Source organism: Bacillus sp. YP1 (assembly GCF_000877815.1).
Classification (GTDB): domain Bacteria; phylum Bacillota; class Bacilli; order Bacillales; family Bacillaceae; genus Bacillus; species Bacillus subtilis.
The window spans coordinates 1,313,359-1,334,763 of sequence record NZ_CP010014.1; the positions used below are offsets into that span (position 1 = coordinate 1,313,359).

At 43.3% G+C, this 21,405-nt stretch carries 21 protein-coding genes; 18 read left to right on the forward strand and 3 right to left on the reverse strand.

From position 1 onward, the window contains the following. Nucleotides 1-5 precede the first annotated feature (5 nt). Together QF06_RS06555 and QF06_RS06560 are read right to left on the reverse strand one after the other, a co-directional pair. The gene (locus QF06_RS06555; protein WP_041850860.1) at nt 6-1,253 is read right to left on the reverse strand and encodes a nucleotidyltransferase; all 1,248 of its coding nucleotides are present in this window, start codon (nt 1,251-1,253) and stop codon (nt 6-8) included. Beyond that, on the reverse strand, nt 1,250-1,435 hold the full coding sequence (locus QF06_RS06560) for a hypothetical protein (RefSeq protein ID WP_003232215.1): 186 nt from the start codon (nt 1,433-1,435) through the stop codon (nt 1,250-1,252). The genes QF06_RS06555 and QF06_RS06560 overlap by 4 nt, the downstream gene beginning before the upstream one ends. 27 nt (nt 1,436-1,462) lie before the next feature. On the opposite strand from QF06_RS06560, the gene QF06_RS06565 reads away from it, so the two are divergent. From QF06_RS06565 to gerR, 3 genes are all read left to right on the forward strand, one after another. Then, nucleotides 1,463-1,981, forward strand: a complete 519-nt coding sequence (locus QF06_RS06565) for a YceD family protein (RefSeq protein WP_014479718.1) — start codon at nt 1,463-1,465, stop codon at nt 1,979-1,981. 21 nt (nt 1,982-2,002) lie between these two features. Beyond that, complete coding sequence (gene rpmF, locus QF06_RS21060) at nt 2,003-2,182, forward strand: 50S ribosomal protein L32 (protein WP_003154457.1); 180 nt, start codon at nt 2,003-2,005, stop codon at nt 2,180-2,182. A 145-nt stretch (nt 2,183-2,327) separates the two neighbouring features. Beyond that, the gene (gene gerR, locus QF06_RS06570) at nt 2,328-2,909 is read left to right on the forward strand and encodes a sporulation-specific transcriptional regulator GerR (protein WP_015383592.1); all 582 of its coding nucleotides are present in this window, start codon (nt 2,328-2,330) and stop codon (nt 2,907-2,909) included. Between the two features lie 56 nt (nt 2,910-2,965). On the opposite strand, the gene QF06_RS06575 is transcribed toward gerR, so the two are convergent. After that, the gene (locus QF06_RS06575) at nt 2,966-3,448 is read right to left on the reverse strand and encodes an N-acetyltransferase (protein WP_014476736.1); all 483 of its coding nucleotides are present in this window, start codon (nt 3,446-3,448) and stop codon (nt 2,966-2,968) included. 159 nt (nt 3,449-3,607) lie between these two features. Between QF06_RS06575 and QF06_RS06580 the strand changes: the two genes are divergently transcribed. From QF06_RS06580 to QF06_RS06650, 15 genes are all read left to right on the forward strand, one after another. Then, complete coding sequence (locus tag QF06_RS06580) at nt 3,608-4,504, forward strand: 2-dehydropantoate 2-reductase (RefSeq protein WP_003232206.1); 897 nt, start codon at nt 3,608-3,610, stop codon at nt 4,502-4,504. A 70-nt stretch (nt 4,505-4,574) separates the two neighbouring features. After that, nucleotides 4,575-6,194: a bacillithiol biosynthesis cysteine-adding enzyme BshC gene (gene bshC / locus QF06_RS06585; RefSeq protein ID WP_041850859.1), complete on the forward strand. Its 1,620-nt coding sequence runs from the start codon at nt 4,575-4,577 to the stop codon at nt 6,192-6,194. 125 nt (nt 6,195-6,319) lie between these two features. Next, the gene (gene mraZ / locus QF06_RS06590; protein WP_003221402.1) at nt 6,320-6,751 is read left to right on the forward strand and encodes a division/cell wall cluster transcriptional repressor MraZ; all 432 of its coding nucleotides are present in this window, start codon (nt 6,320-6,322) and stop codon (nt 6,749-6,751) included. A 69-nt stretch (nt 6,752-6,820) separates the two neighbouring features. After that, entirely contained in the window at nt 6,821-7,756 is a 936-nt protein-coding gene (gene rsmH, locus QF06_RS06595; protein WP_015715844.1) for a 16S rRNA (cytosine(1402)-N(4))-methyltransferase RsmH, read from the forward strand. A 39-nt stretch (nt 7,757-7,795) separates the two neighbouring features. Beyond that, nucleotides 7,796-8,149 carry a cell division protein FtsL gene (ftsL, locus tag QF06_RS06600; protein WP_003232200.1) on the forward strand — a complete coding sequence of 118 codons (354 nt, stop codon included), beginning with the start codon at nt 7,796-7,798 and terminating at the stop codon, nt 8,147-8,149. 5 nt (nt 8,150-8,154) lie between these two features. After that, the gene (gene pbpB / locus QF06_RS06605; RefSeq protein ID WP_043940110.1) at nt 8,155-10,296 is read left to right on the forward strand and encodes a penicillin-binding protein 2B; all 2,142 of its coding nucleotides are present in this window, start codon (nt 8,155-8,157) and stop codon (nt 10,294-10,296) included. 116 nt (nt 10,297-10,412) lie between these two features. Continuing rightward, a complete protein-coding gene (locus QF06_RS06610) occupies nt 10,413-12,353 on the forward strand; it encodes a stage V sporulation protein D (RefSeq protein WP_043940111.1) in 1,941 nt (646 codons plus the stop codon). A gap of 175 nt (nt 12,354-12,528) precedes the next feature. Beyond that, complete coding sequence (locus QF06_RS06615; protein ID WP_041850857.1) at nt 12,529-14,013, forward strand: UDP-N-acetylmuramoyl-L-alanyl-D-glutamate--2,6-diaminopimelate ligase; 1,485 nt, start codon at nt 12,529-12,531, stop codon at nt 14,011-14,013. 111 nt (nt 14,014-14,124) lie between these two features. Beyond that, entirely contained in the window at nt 14,125-15,099 is a 975-nt protein-coding gene (gene mraY, locus QF06_RS06620) for a phospho-N-acetylmuramoyl-pentapeptide-transferase (RefSeq protein WP_003232192.1), read from the forward strand. Next, nucleotides 15,100-16,455: a UDP-N-acetylmuramoyl-L-alanine--D-glutamate ligase gene (gene murD, locus QF06_RS06625; RefSeq protein WP_043940112.1), complete on the forward strand. Its 1,356-nt coding sequence runs from the start codon at nt 15,100-15,102 to the stop codon at nt 16,453-16,455. Nucleotides 16,456-16,515: 60 nt separating this feature from the next. Beyond that, on the forward strand, nt 16,516-17,616 hold the full coding sequence (spoVE, locus tag QF06_RS06630) for a stage V sporulation protein E (protein ID WP_043940113.1): 1,101 nt from the start codon (nt 16,516-16,518) through the stop codon (nt 17,614-17,616). Nucleotides 17,617-17,738: 122 nt separating this feature from the next. After that, nucleotides 17,739-18,830, forward strand: coding sequence for an undecaprenyldiphospho-muramoylpentapeptide beta-N-acetylglucosaminyltransferase (gene murG, locus QF06_RS06635; RefSeq protein ID WP_029317768.1), 1,092 nt, complete (start codon nt 17,739-17,741; stop codon nt 18,828-18,830). Nucleotides 18,831-18,861: 31 nt separating this feature from the next. Beyond that, nucleotides 18,862-19,773: a UDP-N-acetylmuramate dehydrogenase gene (gene murB, locus QF06_RS06640; protein ID WP_003232182.1), complete on the forward strand. Its 912-nt coding sequence runs from the start codon at nt 18,862-18,864 to the stop codon at nt 19,771-19,773. Nucleotides 19,774-19,902: 129 nt separating this feature from the next. Beyond that, the gene (divIB, locus tag QF06_RS06645) at nt 19,903-20,694 is read left to right on the forward strand and encodes a cell division protein DivIB (protein ID WP_003232178.1); all 792 of its coding nucleotides are present in this window, start codon (nt 19,903-19,905) and stop codon (nt 20,692-20,694) included. Then, nucleotides 20,691-21,386 (forward strand): DUF881 domain-containing protein, encoded by a 696-nt coding sequence (locus QF06_RS06650; RefSeq protein WP_015483203.1) that lies wholly within the window; start codon nt 20,691-20,693, stop codon nt 21,384-21,386. The genes divIB and QF06_RS06650 overlap by 4 nt, the downstream gene beginning before the upstream one ends. Nucleotides 21,387-21,405: the final 19 nt, after the last annotated feature.

The following is a 21,405-nucleotide window of genomic DNA, read 5'->3' on the forward strand; positions in this document are numbered from 1 at the left end:
TTTTTCTATACATTTAAAAAGTGTTGTTCATCTTCATCATATCGAATCGGTGCATGTCCGTATTCCTGCAGGTCAAACTCAGTTCTCAGCGGCTCTTCTATTGGCAGGCTGTAAATCCTGCTTGCTTTTACGTCCAGATCGAGAGCTGGATGGGAGAAAGAGGACAGTTTGCTGACAAGCGGAACAGACAGTGCTTTTTTCTTTTCGGATAAATAAGCCTGTCCTTTTTTCGTCATGCCGAGAAGCCTGATATACGGCGCCTTATCGTTGTCAAGCAGCTTTTGCATATCCTGTTTTTTTGTTCTGGTTAAAATGTGTGTATTCATCCGCTGGAGCCTTGTCCACGTATAGCGTTTTGTTTTCAGCAGTTCCATAAATTCCTGATAGGAGCTGGATTTTCTGATCGAACGAAGAATTCTGTGCTCTAAACCTTCCTCCACCTCGTATACTTGCTGTAATTCCTGTGCCGTTACAGTTGAAAGGCTGTATTTTAAGTAAGAAAAGTAGCTCTCAGGTGTATGCCACAATCCGAAAGATTTGCGGTAAGCTGCTAATTCACGTGCAGATGCAGCAGGGAGAAAACGAAGGCAGGCTTCGAGATTCTGGCCAGTCATCGCTCTTCTGATGCTTGTGGCGCTTGCGATGTGGTTTTCGCCTTCAGGGAGATCGGCATCATGATAGTCCGAAGAGATGCGTGCCGTGGTATAAGGTTTCATAGGGTATCCCCCGGTTAGAATCGAAGTCACATACTGGTATCCCAAAATGTTATTTGGTTTTGACAAGTCAAGTGCACTTTCGGTATGCAAAATGGAGCTGAAGGCGCTAGCCGCCGCTGCTGGGTAACTCGTCCCCGTTTTAAGTTCTTCTTTAATTCGGTCATCAAATGTATGTTTATGCTCACCAATAAGCTGTGCTGTTTCTAAAAACGGCTTGATATCCCCATTTTCACTCCCGAAAAACAGCGCCTCACATTCAAGTTCGTTCAGGATGGAAACACTGCCGCGTGCAAAAATGTCTGCTTTTTGCACGGCATAAAGATAAGGCAGCTCAATAACAAGATCAACTCCGCTTTGCAGGGCCATTTTTGTTCGGGCCCATTTTGACACAACAGCCGGTTCCCCACGCTGTAAAAAATGCCCGCTCATGACCGCGACAGCCGTGTCACATCCGGTTTGCCGCTTTGCTGTTTGGGCATGATAAAGGTGACCGTTATGAAAGGGATTATATTCAACCACCAATCCGACAGCTTTCATATTTTTTCCGCCTTTCTTGCTATGTTTAAAAACGTATGGTACATTTGCAAATGAAAACTCTTACGCCTTATTTTTGTTTTAAGTGTATGCATAGCATATTCCGCTGTCAACGATACTTCAATGGCAGCATTATGCTGTAAAGAAAAAATATTGACAAAAACAATCTTAAAAGCTATAATCATGTTTGTTGCTTTCCTGAGGTGATACAAATGAAATGGACGATTTATCAGCTGCATCAAATGCCAAAACAAAGTTTTGAGTTTGATGAAACAGTTGAGTTAAATGAGCTGACAAAGCTGAATTCTGACATTCGCCGCATTTCTCCCGTCCGGGTGAAGGGCAGAGCGGATATCAAATCCAAACAGGTTTCGTTTGATTTTACAATTTCAGGCGAAATGATTTTGCCATGCTCAAGAACACTCGTTGATGTCCCGTATCCATTTGAAATTTCAACAAAAGAACTGTTTATATTTCATCACACGGATGATATAGAAGATGATGACGTTCATATTGTTGAGGACGATACTATCGACTTAACTCCGATCGTGAAAGAAGAAATTCTTTTAGAAATCCCTATGCAAATCTTTTGTGAATCTGAACAAGAAAAAGGAGCTGCTCCTCAAGAAGGAAAGGATTGGCAAGTCATTTCGGAAGAAGACAAGAAGAATCAAGTTGATCCGAGACTTGCAGCCCTTGAAAAGCTCTTAAAACAAGATGATGAATCTTAACTCTTTAAGGAGGTGGGAATAATGGCTGTACCTTTTAGAAGAACTTCTAAAATGAAGAAAAGATTGCGCCGTACACATTTCAAACTTAATGTACCTGGTATGACAGAATGTCCGTCATGCGGAGAGATGAAGTTGTCTCACCGTGTATGCAAAGCATGCGGATCATACAACGGCAAAGACATAAATGTAAAAAGTAACTAATAAGAAAAGCGCGGGGTGAAAGCCCTGCGCTTTTTCTTTTTCTCTTCCTGTCAGCTTGCGGAAAATTTGTGAGTGCAAATAGTCTATCTAATCTATTACCGGCATATGTATGAGATAAATAAGCTGACATGGAGGGAGATTGAATTTGACCATTACAAGACAAGATGCTTGGACTCAGGATGAGGATTTGCTGCTGGCAGAAGTGGTGCTTCGTCATATTCGAGAGGGAGGAACACAGCTTTCAGCCTTTGAGGAGGTTGGAAGGGCGCTGACCAGAACCGCGGCAGCCTGTGGTTTCAGGTGGAACTCGTATGTGAGAAAACAATACCAGTCAGGTATAGAGCTTGCAAAAAAGCAAAGGAAAGAACTGAGAAAGCAAATCGGCGTTCATTCGGTCAATATGCCGAATTCCATGAAGCAGACTGCCTCGGCATCGTCAGAAGGAAAACGAGATTTGTCCATTCAGGATGTCATTCAATTTCTCGAACAATTCAAAGAAGCGCCGTCTGCACAAGAATTTCAGCTTGAAAGGGAAAAATTGAAGGAGCAAATCCAATCGCTGCAAAAAGAGCTTGAGGATTTGCGGAGTGAAAATCAGACATTGCGGAATCAGCTAGAGATGACAGAAGAGGATTACAAGGCACTGATCGATATCATGGATCGGGCCAGAAAAATGGTTGTTTCTAAGGAAGACGGAAGAATGAAAAAAGCGGCTCAAGAAACGTAAAGAAACGCCTGAAATGAACCGGCCCTATAGTAAGAATAGGCCGGTTGTTTTGATTTCTATGCAGACTCTCCTGGTGTCATTTCGTGATCCATATCAGGATGCCAGATGAGCGGGTTTTCCCCTTTGTCCCTCGCCATATCATACTTAACAGTTTTAAAGTTCATTTTGTTCCAAAATTCCGCTGATTTCATTCTCGGATTTGTCCGGATCGGCATTTTGAATGATTTTGCAAATTCAACCAAGGCTCTCCCGTATCCCCTGTTCTGGTAGCCCGGAAGAACCTCAAGCTTCCACAGCTCCAAATAATCCTGGCGGTTGTCAAAATAGGGATTCGATTTGCCGTTAACTTGATACAGACTCATTCGTGCTACAAGTTTATCGCCAAAATAAATCCCGTAAAAAGGCGAGGTGCTGTCATTTTCAATAATATTATCCTGAAGTTCTTCAAGCATTGAAAGCTCCTGAATGCCGTATTCTTTGAATTTCTTGAATTCTTCCAGCGTTTTATAGTTGATAAGCAGACGTTCTACCTTTGTCAAACAAATCTCCCCCTTTGTTGTTTCTACATATATTGTAAACGCTTTATTTAAAAAATCCAAATATTTAAACTTTAATTTTAAGCACATGGAATCTTTGAGAAGTAATTTCTTCTTACTTCTGCTATGATAATACGTAAATGCTAAATTGGGTGTGACATCATGAAAATTGGAATTATCGGCGGAGGCTCCGTCGGTCTTTTATGCGCCTATTATTTGTCACTTTATCACGACGTGACTGTTGTGACGAGGCGGCAAGAACAGGCTGCGGCCATTCAGTCTGAAGGAATCCGGCTTTATAAAGGCGGGGAGGAATTCAGGGCTGATTGCAGTGCGGACACGAGTATCAATTCGGACTTTGACCTGCTTGTCGTGACAGTGAAGCAGCATCAGCTTCAATCTGTTTTTTCGTCGCTTGAACGGATCGGAAAGACGAATATATTATTTTTGCAAAACGGCATGGGGCATATCCACGACCTAAAAGACTGGCACGTTGGCCATTCCATTTATGTTGGAATCGTTGAGCACGGAGCTGTAAGAAAATCGGATACAGCTGTTGATCATACAGGCCTAGGTGCGATAAAATGGAGCGCGTTCGACGATGCTGAACCAGACCGGCTGAACATCTTGTTTCAGCATAACCATTCGGATTTTCCGATTTATTATGAGACGGATTGGTACCGTCTGCTGACGGGCAAGCTGATTGTAAATGCGTGTATTAATCCTTTAACTGCGTTATTGCAGGTAAAAAATGGAGAACTGCTGACAACGCCAGCTTATCTGGCTTTTATGAAGCTGGTATTTCAGGAGGCATGCCGCATTTTAAAACTTGAAAACGAAGAAAAGGCTTGGGAGCGGGTTCAGGCCGTTTGTGGGCAAACGAAAGAGAATCGTTCATCCATGCTGGTTGACGTCATTGGAGGCCGGCAGACGGAAGCTGATGCCATTATCGGATACTTATTGAAGGAAGCAAGTCTTCAAGGTCTTGATGCAGTCCACCTAGAGTTTTTATATGGCAGCATCAAAGCATTGGAGCGAAATACAAACAAAGTCTTTTGAGCTTTTTCGGTAACATGCTATACTCATTTCGGATCACTAACTATTTATTGGAGAAAGGAAGTTCTAGAAGATGCAGCTAACTGAACTTTCCATCAAAAATCAGAATGTGTTTGTACAGCACTATATAGATGGCAAAGAAGAAATGTCTTCTTTTTTTGATTACAGTATTCATCATAAGGACATGTGGCGAGAAAGACTGGAAGACTTATCTTCCCGGTTTTTCGCAAGAGAGGAATTGGCGGCGTACTTAACCTCTTACCATAATAAATTCGGTTCAAGTGCGATGCAGTCTGCTATTGAGAAGCTGAAGGACCCGTCAAGTGCCGCTGTAGTCGGCGGACAGCAGGCAGGACTTTTAACAGGACCGCTTTACACCATACATAAAATCATTTCAATCATTGTTTTAGCAAAGCAACAAGAAAAGGAACTGCAAGTGCCTGTCATACCAATCTTCTGGGTGGCTGGAGAAGACCACGATTTGGATGAGATTAATTTTGTTCACACATCTGAAGAGAATGGGCCTGTGAAAAAAAAGTTGCCTCAGTCTTATTGGAAGAAATCATCAGCAGCGAGTACATCGCTTGATCAGGAAAAGTGTGCCGCGTGGATAGATGATGTTTTTGCCGCTTTTGAAGAAACAGACCATACGAATACACTTCTCGACAATGTGAAACGATGTTTAAGGGAATCTGTTACGTTTACTGACTTCTTTGAACTGCTGATCGCGGATTTGTTCCAAGAAGAGGGCTTAGTTTTATTAAATTCTGGAGATCCGGGGATTAAAAAGCTGGAAACGGCCATGTTCCAAAAGATTCTTCGAGAAAATGATGAACTCTCCCGGGCTGTATCAGATCAGCAGGCCTTCATGCGTCAAGCAGGCTACAAACCGATTATCGAGTCCGGAAAAAAGCAGGCGAATCTGTTTTATGAATACGAAGAAGAGCGTTTTTTAATTGAAAAAGATAACGGCCGATTTGTCATCAAAGAGCTTGATCTAGGATGGACGATAGATGAACTTCATACACATATGGAAGAACATCCAGAGCGTTTCAGCAACAATGTTGTAACGAGACCGTTAATGCAGGAATATCTCATTCCGACTTTAGCATTTATTGCAGGGCCTGGGGAAATCAATTATTGGGGCGAGCTCAAACAGGCTTTTGCGGTGATGGGCTTCAAAATGCCTCCTGTCATGCCAAGGCTGAACATTACGATACTTGAGCGGCATATTGAGAAAAAACTGGTTGAACGGAATATCTCATTACAAGACGCGATTGAGCGCGGAACGGAGAATCAAAGAGAGACATACTTCGAGCGCCAGATTCCGGAAGAGTTTACGGCGGTGATGGATCAGGCGAAAAGCCAAATTGAAGCGATTCACAAAACGGTTCGGCAGGAGGCGTTAAAGGTTGATCAAAGCTTGGAACCTTTACTCCTGAAAAATGCCGCTTTTATTCAGGATCAGCTTCAATTCTTAGAGCGCACGGTGACGAAGCGAATTGAAGAAAAAGAAGGCTACGTCTTGAAGGATTATGAAAGAATTCAAAATAGCATTAAGCCGCTTCTTGCGCCGCAAGAACGGATTTGGAATATCATGTATTATTTGAACAGGTACGGTCCAAAATTCTTCACGACATTCAAGAATCTGCCATTTTCTTTTCAAAATCAACATCAAGTTGTCAAACTTTGAAATAAAGTTTTAAAGAACCCTGAATAGTTCAGGGTTTTTTTTTATGGGTAAACAGTGTAAAATGAAGTTGTGGAGCGAAGTGGTGAATAGTGGTGAGTTAAGGAGAGAAAGTGGGGCAAGAGATCATGTTTATGGGTGAATATCAGCATACCATCGATGCGAAAGGCCGCATGATCGTACCCGCTAAATTCAGAGAAGGCCTAGGTGAGCAATTTGTGCTGACTAGAGGACTTGACCAATGTCTCTTCGGCTACCCTATGCACGAATGGAAACAAATTGAAGAAAAACTAAAAGCTCTTCCTCTCACAAAGAAAGATGCCCGCGCGTTTACCCGTTTCTTCTTTTCAGGGGCGACTGAATGCGAACTGGACAAGCAAGGCAGGGTAAATATCGCATCATCTCTATTGAATTACGCCAAACTGGAAAAAGAATGTGTTGTTATCGGGGTTTCTAATCGAATTGAATTGTGGAGTAAAGTAATTTGGGAACAATACACAGAAGAGCAAGAAGATTCATTTGCTGAAATTGCTGAAAACATGATTGGGTTTGATATATAATGATTCTTCGTGTATAACACTCTAAAAGCAATTTCAATTCATCCTGATAAAAGGTGGGACCAACACAATATGTTTCAACACAAGACAGTACTTCTTCGTGAAACCGTAGACGGACTCAATATTAAGCCGGACGGTACATATGTAGACTGCACACTCGGCGGAGCTGGGCACAGTACATACTTATTGCAGCAGTTATCCGAGAAGGGGCGTTTAATCGCTTTTGACCAAGATGATACGGCATTACAGCATGCTAAAGAAGTGTTGTCCGACTATAAAGGACAGCTCATTCTGATTAAAAGCAATTTCAGGTATTTAAAAGAATGTTTGAATGAACAAGGCATTACAGAAGTAGACGGTATTTTATTTGATTTAGGGGTGTCCTCTCCGCAGCTGGATACACCGGAGCGCGGATTCAGTTACCATCATGACGCACCGTTGGACATGAGGATGGACCAGTCGGCTACGCTTACGGCGAAAGAAGTCGTTAATGAGTGGCGCTATGAGGATCTCGTCCGTATTTTCTTTAAATACGGAGAAGAGAAGTTCAGTAAACAGATCGCCAGAAAAATTGAGGAGGCAAGAATGAAGTCTCCTATTCAAACTACGGGCCAACTGGTCGATCTAATAAAAGACGCGATTCCCGCTCCAGCGAGAAGGAGCGGCGGACATCCCGCTAAACGCGTGTTTCAGGCAATCAGAATTGCCGTAAACGATGAACTTAGGGTGTTTGAAGAAGCTTTGGAGCAGGCAATTGAGGTTCTGAAGCCAGGGGGCAGGGTATCAGTCATTACCTTCCACTCGCTAGAAGACAGAATTTGCAAAACCACTTTTAAAGAAAAGTCGTCGCTTCCGGAACTTCCTCCGGGACTTCCTGTTATACCGGAAGAGTTTGAACCGGAGCTGAAGCTCATCACACGAAAACCGATTACGGCATCTCAAGAAGAGCTTGAAGAGAACAACCGGGCTCGTTCTGCCAAGCTTCGGATTGCTGAAAAAAGAAAATAACGAAACGCGAACGCAAAATTAAAAGGAGGTCATCAGCCTATGAGCAATTTAGCTTACCAACCAGAGAAACAGCAGCGGCATGCGATCAGTCCTGAGAAAAAAGTGATTGTCAAGAAAAGGGCTTCCATTACTCTCGGAGAAAAAGTGCTTCTTGTCCTCTTTGCTGCGGCGGTGCTCAGCGTATCGCTTTTGATCGTATCGAAGGCGTATGCGGCATATCAAACCAATATTGAGGTGCAAAAGCTTGAGGAGCAAATTTCATCCGAAAATAAGCAAATTGGTGACCTCGAAAAAAGCGTTGCTGATTTAAGCAAACCGCAGCGCATTATGGACATTGCGAAAAAGAACGGCTTGAATTTAAAAGATAAAAAAGTGAAAAACATACAGGAATGATTCAAATGCCAAAAAAGAATAAATTTATGAATAGAGGAGCAGCGATTCTAAGTATTTGTTTCGCTCTCTTTTTCTTTGTCATCCTGGGGAGAATGGCATATATTCAAATAACCGGAAAAGCGAACGGCGAAGTGCTTGCGACAAAAGCGACAGAGCAGCATGAAAAGAAACGGACCATCGAAGCGAGCCGCGGCTCGATTTTAGACCGAAAAGGAAAAGTCATTGCAGAGGACACAGCGACGTATAAACTGATTGCGATTCTCGATAAAAAAATGACCACTGATGTCAAGCATCCTCAGCATGTTGTAAACAAAGAAAAAACGGCGGAAGCATTGTCTAAAGTGATAAACTTGGACAAGGCCGACATCCTTGATATCTTAAATAAAGATGCAAAACAAGTCGAGTTTGGCTCAGCTGGCCGGGATATTACGTATTCACAAAAGCAAAAAATCGAAAAAATGAAACTCCCGGGCATTTCATTTTTACGGGATACAAAACGCTACTATCCAAACGGAGTATTTGCATCTAATCTAATCGGCTATGCCGAGGTTGATGAAGAAACAAATGAAATTTCCGGCGCGATGGGGTTAGAAAAAGTGCTGGATAAGTATTTGAAGGAGCGCGACGGATATGTGACATATGAAAGCGACAAATCCGGCTGGGAGCTCCCGAACAGCAAAAATAAAATTACAGCGCCAAAAAATGGTGACAATGTATATTTAACCATTGACCAGAAAATTCAAACCTTTTTAGAAGACAGCATGACAAAAGTAGCGCAAAAGTATAATCCGAAAAAAATCATGGCCGCAGTTGTCGATCCGAAAACGGGCAAAGTCCTTGCTATGGGACAGCGCCCAAGCTTTGATCCGAACAAGCGTGATGTGACAAACTACTATAATGATTTGATTTCATATGCGTATGAACCCGGATCCACGATGAAGATCTTTACACTCGCTGCTGCGATGCAGGAAAACGTGTTTAATGCGAACGAACAATATAAGTCAGGGACATTTGAAGTTGGCGGAGCACCTGTTAGGGACCATAATGGAGGCGTTGGCTGGGGTCCGACAACCTATCATGACGGCGTCCTAAGATCGTCGAATGTCGCTTTTGCGAAACTTGCGAAAGAAAAGCTGGGATATGACCGCCTCAATCAATATTTGCACAAATTCAATTTTTACCAGAAAACAGGTATTGATTTGCCAGGAGAAGTCTCCAGTAAAATCAACTTTAAATATGAATTTGATAAGGCGTCAACTGCATACGGACAAGCGTCTGCGGTCACACCAATTCAGCAGCTTCAGGCCGCGACGGCAATTGCGAATGACGGCAAAATGATGAAACCTTATGTCATTGACCATATCGTTGACCCAGATAAAGATAAAACTATTTATCAAAATAAGCCGGAATCAGCCGGAACCCCAATTTCTGCAAGCACAGCGAAAAAGGTGCGGGATATATTGGGAGAAGTCGTTACATCGAAGATCGGAACAGGGCAAGCTTATAAAATCGAAGGTTTTGATGTTGCCGGGAAAACAGGTACTGCGCAAATAGCCGGTAAAGGCGGATATTTAGACGGCACAGATAACTATATCTTTTCGTTTATGGGTATGGCACCAAAAGATAATCCTGAGCTTTTAATTTATGTTGCTGTACAGCAGCCACAACTAAAAGCAGGACAAAGCAGTTCAGAACCAGTATCTGAAATCTTCAACCCAACAATGAAAAACAGCCTGCACTACCTGAACATTGAACCAACTGAAAAATCTGACTCAGATAAGGAAGAAACAAAAGCGCAGACAATGCCTGATTTAACAGATCAAACGGTAGCTGCTGCTCAAAAGAAAGCAAAAGAGGAGAATCTCACACCAATTGTCATCGGCAGTGATGTCGCTGTAAAAGAACAGTATCCGAAAGCGGATGAGGAAGTTCTCACCAATCAAAAGGTCTTCCTGAAAACGGGCGGCAAAATCAAAATGCCTGATATGACAGGCTGGTCGAGAAGAGAGGTTCTGCAGTACGGCGAGCTCGCGGGAATTCATATTGAAGTAAGCGGACAAGGCTACGCTGTCAGCCAAAGTGTTAAGAAAGACAAAGAAATCAAAGACAAAACCGTAATCAAGGTTAAGTTTAAAAATCCTGATTAAAAAGAAAGCCTGCGTTATGCAGGCTTTCTTTTTTTATGCCTTCAGAGGAGCATCGTTCTACCTGTCCAATTTCAGGCATAAAATGAAACAAGCCTAAATAAGGAGTGAACGGTCTCTTGCGCGTCTCGAATGTAACGGTTAGAAAACGTTTATTATTTGTTTTGCTTTTTGGCGTGTTCGTGTTTCTGATCATTGATACAAGGCTGGGGTATGTTCAGTTTGTGATGGGCGAAAAACTGACTTCGCTGGCGAAAGATTCCTGGAGCCGTAACTTGCCGTTTGAGCCGGAGAGAGGCGAGATACTGGATCGGAATGGTGTGAAGCTCGCAACAAACAAAAGTGCGCCGACCGTATTCGTCGTGCCGCGCCAAATTCAGAATCCGATGAAAACGAGCAAGCAGCTTGCGGCGGTGCTCAATATGTCAGAAGAAAAAGTATATAAACATGTGACAAAAAAAGCGTCAATCGAAAAGATCACTCCTGAAGGGAGAAAAATTTCAAATGAGAAGGCGAAAGAAATCAAAGCGCTTGATTTAAAAGGTGTGTATGTTGCGGAGGACAGTATCCGTCATTACCCGTTCGGCAGCTTTTTATCTCATGTGCTTGGATTTGCAGGAATTGACAACCAAGGACTCCTTGGACTTGAAGCCTATTACGACGATGATTTAAAAGGGGAAAAAGGTTCTGTTAAGTTTTATACAGATGCCAAGGGTAAAAAAATGCCTGATGAAGCGGATGACTATACGCCGCCTAAGGATGGGCTTGATATGAAGCTGACGGTTGATTCAAAGGTTCAGACGATAATGGAAAGAGAGCTTGATAACGCTGAGGCCAAATATCATCCGGACGGCATGATTGCCGTAGCCATGAATCCGAAAAACGGAGAAATTTTGGGGATGTCTAGCAGGCCTGATTTCGACCCTGCTGATTACCAATCTGTTGATCCGTCCGTCTACAATCGAAATCTGCCAGTATGGAGCACGTATGAACCGGGATCTACCTTTAAAATTATTACACTTGCAGCAGCCCTTGAAGAGCAAAAAGTAAATTTGAAACGGGATCAATTTTATGATAAAGGGCATGCGGAAGTTGACGGAGCGAGACTGCGGTGCTGGAAAAGAGGCGGGCACGGGCTGCAGACGTATCTGGAAGTTGTGCAGAACTCCTGCAACCCAGGGTTTGTTGAATTAGGCGAGCGCTTAGGAAAGGAAAAGCTTTTCAAATATATCAAAGACTTTGGTTTTGGACAAAAAACGGGGATTGATCTCCAAGGCGAGGGAACAGGCATCTTATTCCCGCTTGAGAGAGTGGGCCCGGTGGAGCAAGCAACTACGGCTTTCGGACAGGGAGTATCCGTCACGCCGATTCAGCAGGTTGCAGCAGTATCCGCCGCTGTAAACGGAGGAACGCTCTACACACCTTATATTGCAAAGGAATGGATCGATCCTGTTACGAAGAAAACGGTCAAAAAACAATCACCAATCGCAAAGAAACAAGTCATTTCTGAGGAAACATCCAAACAAATCCGCTATGCTCTAGAAAGCGTCGTCGCAGAAGGAACCGGCCGCAATGCATTTGTAGAAGGATATCGTGTCGGAGGAAAAACGGGAACTGCACAAAAGGTTAAAGATGGAAAATACCTTGAAAACAACCATATTGTATCATTTATCGGTTTCGCGCCAGCTGATGATCCGAGTCTAGTCGTCTACGTTGCGGTGGATAACCCGAAAGGCACGATTCAATTTGGGGGAACGGTTGCAGCGCCTATTGTCGGAAATATTATGAGAGACAGTCTGCCGGAACTTGGTGTGAAGCCCCGGAAAAATCAAATCGAGAAAAAATACCAATGGAACGACACAAAAACAATAGAAGTTCCGAATGTTGTAGGGATGTCTGTCTCAGATCTTGAGTCACTATTGGTGAATCTCAATGTGGATGCTTCCGGGAAAGGGAGCAAAATCGTTAAACAATCGCCAGCTGCCGGAACGAAAGTAAAAGAAGGCTCAAAGATACGCGTGTATTTGACTGAAGAAGATGAAAAGGAGGCAGCCGATTGATTCGGGCTGCCTATTCTTTTATTGCAGAAAAAATGCTGATAACTTTCAAGATTAGCTGGATGTATCCTTTTATTTACGCTAAAATATGAACTGTATGCTTAAAATCATTACCACATCATTTGATGTGACTTCAATGATAAAAAGAACGAATTAGAATGTTGAGAGGTTTGATACGATGAAACTTACAAAGCTGCTTACATACTTAACAACCGAACCTTCTGTAAACGACTCACAAGACCCTGAAATAACTTCAATTGAGATGGACTCCAGAGAAGTAAAGAAAGGGAGTCTTTTTGTATGTGTAAAAGGGTATACGGTGGATGGCCACGATTTTGCGCAAAAAGCAGTAGAAAACGGCGCAGCGGCTATTGTGGCAGAAAGAAAGGTCGATGTGGATGTTCCTGTTATTATTGTCCGGCAGTCCCTTCGCGCGCTCAGCGTTTTGTCTGATGCGTTTTACGGACAGCCGACGAAGAAGCTTCAGCTGATTGGGATAACAGGGACAAACGGCAAAACATCAACGACCCACATGGTCGATGAGATTCTGAAAAAAGCGGGAAAACGCACAGGCTTGATCGGTACAATGTACATGAAAATCGGAGACGAAACACTTCCTGTTAAAAACACGACTCCGGAAAGCGTCACGCTGCAGAAAACGTTTAAGAAAATGAATGACAAGCACGTTGACACTGCAATCATGGAGGTTTCTTCCCACGCTTTGTCTTTAGGGCGCGTCCATGGCTGTGATTATGATATTGCCGTGTTTACGAATTTAACACAGGACCATCTGGACTATCATAAAACGATGGATGAGTACCGGCATGCAAAAAGCTTGCTCTTTTCCCAACTTGGCGGGGCTTTCAACCACGAACATCCAAAGCGTGCCGTACTGAATGCTGACGATGAGGCGAGCGCTTATTTTGAAAAGGTAACAGCTGCGCATATCTCTACATACGGAATTAAAAACGATGCTGATGTGATGGCGAAGAACATCAGTATCACTGCACAGGGCACAAGCTTTGATCTCGTGACAAACAAAGGCACGAAGCACATCACGATGTCTCTCGTCGGACAATTTAATGTGTATAACGTGCTGGCCGCTGTTGCAACATGTATTGCAGCAGGCATACCGTTTGAAATCATCACTGAGGCTGTTGAAGAATTGCATGGTGTAAGAGGCCGTTTTGAATTGGTCAATCAGCAGCAGGAGTTTCCTGTCATTGTAGACTACGCGCACACACCGGACAGCCTTGAAAATGTGCTGGAGACATGCAGAGATATGACGGAAGGAAAGCTATTTGTCGTTGTCGGCTGCGGAGGAGACAGAGATAAGACGAAGCGCCCGAAAATGGCTAAAATTGCTGTGGAGCTGGCTGACGAGCCGATTTTCACGTCAGATAACCCGAGAAGCGAAGATCCTCGCGCGATTTTAAGAGATATGGAAGCCGGAGTAGAGAACGCATACTATCACAGTATTGCAAACCGCGAGCAGGCGATCTTTTTCGCAATTGCCAATGCCAAAAAAGGCGACGTTGTCCTCATTGCCGGAAAAGGACATGAAACCTATCAGCAGATCGGAAATGAAACTTTCGATTTTGATGATGCTGAAGTAGCGGCGAGAGCCATTGTTGAACTCAATAAGAATAAGACGAATTCATAGGAAAGAGATGTTACTGAATAATGGAGCTTGAAAAGATTTTTCATATGGAAAAAAATCATGAATATGATAACTACGTATGTCGTTTGAAAGAAACAGGAGGAGAAAAGGACAATGCTTGAGCAAGTCATTCTGTTTACAATTTTAATGGGGTTTTTAATTAGTGTTCTGCTCTCTCCGATTCTTATTCCGTTTTTAAGAAGATTAAAATTCGGCCAGAGTATTAGAGAAGAAGGACCGAAATCACATCAGAAAAAATCAGGGACACCGACAATGGGCGGGGTCATGATCATACTTTCTATCATAGTGACAACAATTGTGATGACACAGAAGTTTTCAGAAATAAGCCCCGAAATGGTGCTGCTTCTGTTTGTTACGCTAGGCTACGGTTTGCTTGGCTTTTTAGATGATTACATCAAGGTTGTCATGAAGCGCAATCTTGGGTTGACATCAAAGCAAAAGCTGATCGGACAAATTATTATTGCAGTTGTATTTTACGCCGTGTATCATTACTACAATTTTGCGACTGATATTCGCATTCCTGGAACTGACTTATCATTTGATCTTGGCTGGGCTTACTTTATCCTTGTGCTCTTTATGCTAGTCGGCGGATCAAACGCAGTTAACCTGACTGACGGCCTTGACGGGTTATTATCCGGTACTGCGGCGATTGCCTTTGGCGCCTTTGCCATTCTGGCATGGAATCAGTCTCAATATGACGTAGCGATTTTCTCAGTTGCCGTTGTCGGTGCAGTTCTGGGCTTCCTTGTATTTAATGCTCATCCGGCCAAAGTTTTTATGGGAGATACGGGATCGCTTGCATTGGGAGGAGCCATCGTTACCATTGCCATTTTAACGAAATTAGAGATCCTGCTGGTTATCATCGGCGGTGTATTCGTTATCGAGACATTATCTGTTATTTTGCAGGTCATCAGCTTTAAAACGACAGGTAAACGAATCTTTAAAATGAGTCCGCTTCATCACCATTATGAGCTTGTCGGCTGGTCTGAATGGAGAGTAGTCGTGACGTTTTGGGCTGCGGGACTTTTGCTTGCCGTTTTAGGAATTTACATCGAGGTGTGGTTATAAGTGGAAAATGATCAATTTTTACAGAAACAGCATTTTTTAATCCTTGGGCTTGCGAAAAGCGGATATGCGGCGGCCTCCATTCTTCATGAAAAAGGCATTTATGTTGCAGTCAATGATCAAAAGCCTTTTGAAGAAAATGAACCGGCACAAAAGCTTTCTGAAAAAGGAATCGAAGTTGTTTGCGGAGAGCATCCAGTTTCTCTGTTCGATCAGCATCAAATCACGATTCTGATCAAAAACCCGGGAATTCCTTATGAAAATATTATGGTTCAGGAAGCGGAGAAAAGAGGCATTCCGGTTTGGACGGAAATTGAGCTCGCTTACTACCTGACCAGCGCCAAGTTTATCGGGATTACCGGATCGAACGGTAAAACGACCACGACAACGCTAATTTACGAAATGCTCAAAGCTGACTCGCAAAAAGCACTGATTGCCGGAAACATCGGCACAGTCGCAAGTGAGGTTGCCTATCATGCTGATGGAGATGAATGGATCGTTACTGAACTGTCTTCGTTTCAGCTGATGGGAACACACGCTTTCAGACCGGAAATCAGCCTGATTTTAAATGTATTTGACGCCCATCTGGATTATCACCATACGCGCGAAAACTATGAAAAAGCGAAACAGAAAGTGTACCTTCATCAGACTGCTTCAGATAAAGCCATTGTCAACCAGGATGATGAAACCGTCGTGCGTCTTGCTGAAGCCGGAAAAGCCGAAATCGTCCCGTTTTCAGTCAGCAAAACGCTTGAACAGGGCGCATATGTAAAAGACAGTATGATTATGTTTAACGGCGAAGCCATTCTTCCTCTGGAAGAGGTTGTGCTGCCCGGTGCCCATAACCTGGAGAACATTTTAGCAGCTATTGCAGTTGTGAAAACGGCAGGAGCATCCAATGAGGCGGTTAAAAAGGTGCTGACAAGCTTTACTGGTGTGAAGCACCGCCTCCAATATGTCACAACTGTGAATGGCCGCAAATTTTATAACGACAGTAAAGCAACAAACATTCTGGCGACAAGCAAGGCGCTTTCAGCTTTTGATAAGCCGGTCATTCTGCTTGCGGGCGGACTGGATCGCGGAAATGGTTTTGATGACTTGAAACCTTATATGAAGCATGTCAAAGCAGTGCTTACATTTGGCCAGACGGCGCCAAAACTCGAGAAACTCGGCAATGAACTGGGAATACAACATGTCAAACGTGTCGATAATGTTGAACAAGCAGTATCTGCGGCGTTTGCGTTCTCAAATGAAGGAGATGTCATCCTGCTGTCACCCGCGTGTGCGAGCTGGGATCAATTCAAAACATTTGAAGAACGCGGTGACATGTTTATAGATGCCGTGCATATGCTTAAGTAAGGGCTTGTCTTGAAGTAAATCGGCAGCCCTAATGACTTTAAGCTTGGGGTGTCGATTGCTTTGACTACTAAAAAAACATCGCCTGATTTGTTATTGGTCATCATTACGTTATTATTATTAACAATCGGATTAATTATGGTGTACAGTGCGAGTGCGGTATGGGCGGATTATAAATTTGACGACTCATTCTTTTTCGCGAAACGGCAGCTTTTGTTTGCGGGAATCGGCGTCATTGCTATGTTTTTTATCATGAATGTTGATTATTGGACTTGGAGGACATGGTCCAAATTGCTGATGGTTATCTGCTTTTTCCTTCTGGTGCTTGTTTTGATACCGGGTGTCGGAATGGTGCGGAACGGTTCAAGAAGCTGGATCGGAGTCGGAGCATTCAGCATACAGCCTTCAGAGTTTATGAAGCTTGCGATGATTGCATTCCTTGCTAAATTTCTCTCTGAAAAACAAAAAAACATCACATCGTTCAGACGGGGGTTCGTCCCTGCACTTGGCATCGTGTTTTCAGCATTTTTGATTATTATGTGCCAGCCTGACCTCGGAACGGGGACAGTTATGGTCGGAACTTGTATTGTCATGATTTTTGTAGCCGGCGCGCGGATCGCCCATTTCGTCTTTCTCGGACTGATCGGCCTCAGCGGATTTGTCGGGCTCGTACTATCGGCTCCATATCGGATAAAGCGGATTACCTCATACTTAAATCCATGGGAAGACCCGCTCGGAAGCGGATTTCAGATCATTCAATCGCTTTATGCAGTGGGGCCCGGCGGGTTGTTCGGAATGGGGCTCGGACAAAGCAGACAGAAGTTCTTTTATCTGCCTGAGCCGCAAACAGACTTTATTTTCGCCATCTTGTCAGAGGAGCTGGGCTTTATCGGGGGAACACTTATTTTGCTCCTCTTCAGCGTCCTGCTGTGGAGAGGAATCAGAATTGCGCTTGGTGCGCCTGATCTGTACGGAAGCTTTGTCGCAGTCGGCATTATTTCAATGATTGCCATTCAAGTCATGATAAATATCGGCGTAGTCACGGGCCTGATTCCTGTAACAGGCATCACGCTCCCGTTTCTGAGCTACGGAGGCTCTTCATTGACTCTAATGCTGATAGCAGTTGGTGTGCTGCTGAATGTAAGCCGCTACTCGAGGTATTAACGAATGTATTTCCAAGCCTCCTGTCTAACATGAAGCTTGGAAACAATTGATGCGATAACCCTGTCCAACAAAACAGGGTTATCGTTATGTTATAGAGAAACTTAGACTGGGGGAAAAAAGAAATGCGAATTGCAATAAGCGGAGGCGGTACAGGGGGACATATTTATCCTGCGCTTGCTTTTATTAAAGAAGTGCAAAGACGTCATCCTAATGTGGAATTTTTATATATCGGAACAGAAAACGGGCTGGAGAAAAAAATTGTTGAGCGGGAGAATATACCGTTTCGTTCAATTGAAATTACAGGATTTAAAAGAAAATTGTCATTTGAAAATGTCAAGACTGTGATGCGTTTTCTAAAGGGCGTCAAAAAGAGTAAATCGTATTTAGCGGAATTTAAGCCCGATGCCGTAATTGGAACGGGCGGTTATGTATGTGGGCCGGTTGTCTATGCCGCTGCGAAAATGGGAATTCCGACTATTGTCCACGAACAAAACAGCCTGCCGGGCATCACGAATAAGTTTCTTTCAAAATATGTTAATAAAGTAGCGATTTGTTTTGAAGAAGCGAAATCACATTTTCCTAGCGAGAAAGTTGTATTTACGGGAAACCCGAGAGCCTCTGAAGTCGTCTCAATAAAGACGGGACGATCATTGGCTGAATTTGGGCTTTCTGAAGACAAAAAAACGGTCTTAATTTTCGGCGGAAGCCGAGGCGCTGCACCGATTAACCGCGCTGTCATTGACATGCAGGATGCGCTGAAAACAAGAGACTATCAAGTGCTGTATATCACCGGTGAAGTTCACTATGAAAAAGTAATGAATGAGCTGAAAAGCAAGGGTGCCGCTGATAATATGGTCACAAAGCCGTTTCTTCATCAAATGCCTGAGTATTTAAAGGCCATTGATGTCATTGTGGCCAGAGCCGGTGCGACAACGATTGCCGAAATTACTGCTCTCGGAATCCCAAGTGTTCTGATCCCAAGTCCATATGTGACAGCGAATCACCAGGAGGTCAATGCGAGATCTCTTGGCCAGCATGATGCGGCGATTGTACTGAAAGAAACAGAGCTCAGCGGGGAGAAGCTGATTGAAGCGCTAGACCGGATTGTACTGAATGAGCAAACGTTAAAGGAAATGAGCGAACGAACAAAGTCACTCGGTGTTCCTGACGCGGCTGCCCGTTTATACAGCGTACTCGAGGAATTAAAAAAATAGTAGAAAAGCAAATGGAATGCGGAGGTTTACGATGGAGAAAGTGATACAGGAATTAAAAGAACGAGAAGTCGGCAAGGTTCTTGCAAATGAACCGCTCGCGAATCATACAACGATGAAAATCGGCGGACCTGCGGATGTATTGGTCATTCCAAGCAGTGTAGATGCTGTTAAAGACATCATGGACGTGATTAAAAAATATGATGTGAAGTGGACAGTCATCGGCCGCGGATCAAATCTTCTTGTTTTAGATGAAGGAATTAGAGGCGTAGTGATCAAGCTGGGGGCGGGTCTTGACCATTTGGAGCTTGAAGGGGAACAAGTAACAGTCGGAGGCGGTTATTCGGTGGTCCGCCTTGCTACATCATTGAGCAAAAAAGGCCTGTCCGGTTTGGAATTTGCTGCCGGCATTCCAGGATCAGTCGGCGGAGCGGTTTATATGAATGCCGGCGCTCACGGTTCTGATATGAGCGAGATCCTCGTCAAAGCGCATATTTTATTTGAAGACGGAACGATTGAGTGGCTGACAAATGAGCAGATGGATTTCAGCTACAGGACATCTGTACTGCAAAAGAAACGCCCGGGCGTTTGCCTTGAAGCTGTTTTGCAGCTTGAGCAGAAGGATAAGGAATCAATCGTTCAGCAAATGCAAAGCAATAAAGACTATAGAAAAAATACACAGCCGTATTCAAGCCCTTGTGCGGGAAGCATATTCAGAAATCCGCTTCCGAATCATGCCGGGAACCTTGTAGAAAAAGCAGGCTTGAAAGGATATCAAATCGGCGGTGCAAAGATATCGGAGATGCACGGAAACTTCATCGTCAATGCGGGAGGAGCATCAGCAAAAGATGTGCTTGATCTCATTGACCATGTGAAAAAGACAATCCGTGAAAAATACGAGATTGATATGCACACAGAGGTTGAAATCATCGGCGGAAATCGCTGATTCAAGTTCTGACTGAAGCTGTTCATATGATATACTGTAAGCAAACGACAAACGGCATCATAGTATGCCGTTTGTTTTGGAATAGACAGACTTTTAACAGCTGTTTCATTTGAATGAGGTGAACAGGCAATGAACCCGGGTCAAGACCGAGAAAAAATCGTTAACATTGAAGAGCGGATCCCTAAAATTAAAGAGCAGAGGAAACAAAAGGCAAACCGCCGTCTCATTTCATTTATTATGCTCTTTTTTATTATGGTGCTGATCATTGTGTACCTGCAAACACCAATCAGTAAAGTATCAACAATCTCTGTTACAGGGAATGAAAATGTATCAAAAAAGGAAATTATCGACCTTTCCGATATTAACAGCGGAGATACTGAGTTTTGGAGTTTGGACAAGCAAAAAACAGAAAAGAAGATTCAGCAAAATAAATTAGTGAAAAAAGCGGAGATCAGCAAATCGCTTCCTAATAAAATCAACATTGCAATCGAAGAATATAAAGCGATTGCTTATTTAGAAAAAGACGATGTGTACTATGAAGTGCTTGAAAACGGCTCAGTTCTGCCAAACGAAGTAACGCCGGATGATGCCGGACCGATTTTAGTGAATTGGACAAACGCGAAGAAGCGGTCTCAAATGGCCAAGCAGCTCGATGCGTTGTCAAATTCGTTAAAACAGTCGATTTCAGAAATTTATTATACGCCTGTAAAAATGGATGAAAACCGTATTAAGTTGTATATGAACGACGGTTATGTTGTCACTGCATCTATTAAAACGTTTGCAGACCGAATGAAGACGTATCCTTCTATCATTTCTCAGCTAAGCAGCAATAAAAAAGGAATCATTCATTTAGAAGTTGCCACCTATTTTGAAGAGTTTGGGAAAAACGATAAAGCTGCTAAAAAGGAAGATGAAAATTGAGGGGCAAATCAGCAGTCCTTCTTTCCTTGATTATGCTTATCGCAGGCTTTTTGATTTCATTTTCTTTTCAAATGACAAAAGAAAACAACAAAAGCGCGGCTGAGACGGAAGAGTGGAAAAAAGAATATGCGCTGAGAGATGAACTTCTGAAACAAGAGAAAGAAAATAAGAAGCTTGAAAAAGAATTATATCAAAAGCAAAACAAAGTCCGCCAGGCGGAAAATAAGCTGAAGAAAGAGAAGTCGGAATACTATAATGTCCTCGAAGATACAGAAAAATACAGGATGTATATTGGGGAAGTCGGTGTGCAGGGAGAAGGCGTTGAGGTGACATTGGAAGATGCGTCATACATACCGGAAGGGGAGAATGTGAATAGTTACATCGTTCACGAAAGCCATATCTTCCAAGTAGTAAACGAACTGTATATCTCAGGAGCGGCAGCTGTCGCCGTTAATGGACAGCGTTTGACGCATGATTCGTATATCAAATGCAATGGTCCTGTGGTAACGGTAGACGGGGTGCAGCATCCCGCTCCGTTTACGGTATCCGCTATTGGAGATCCAGATGTCCTGCTGCCCTCGTTAAATATCGCAGGAGGCCTAATTGATCAGCTGTCAATGGATCATATTTCTGTGTCGGCAGAAAAAGAGAAAAATGTACAAATGAAACCGATTCTGAAAACGAAGGAATGACTGAAAAAGCGGGTGAAAT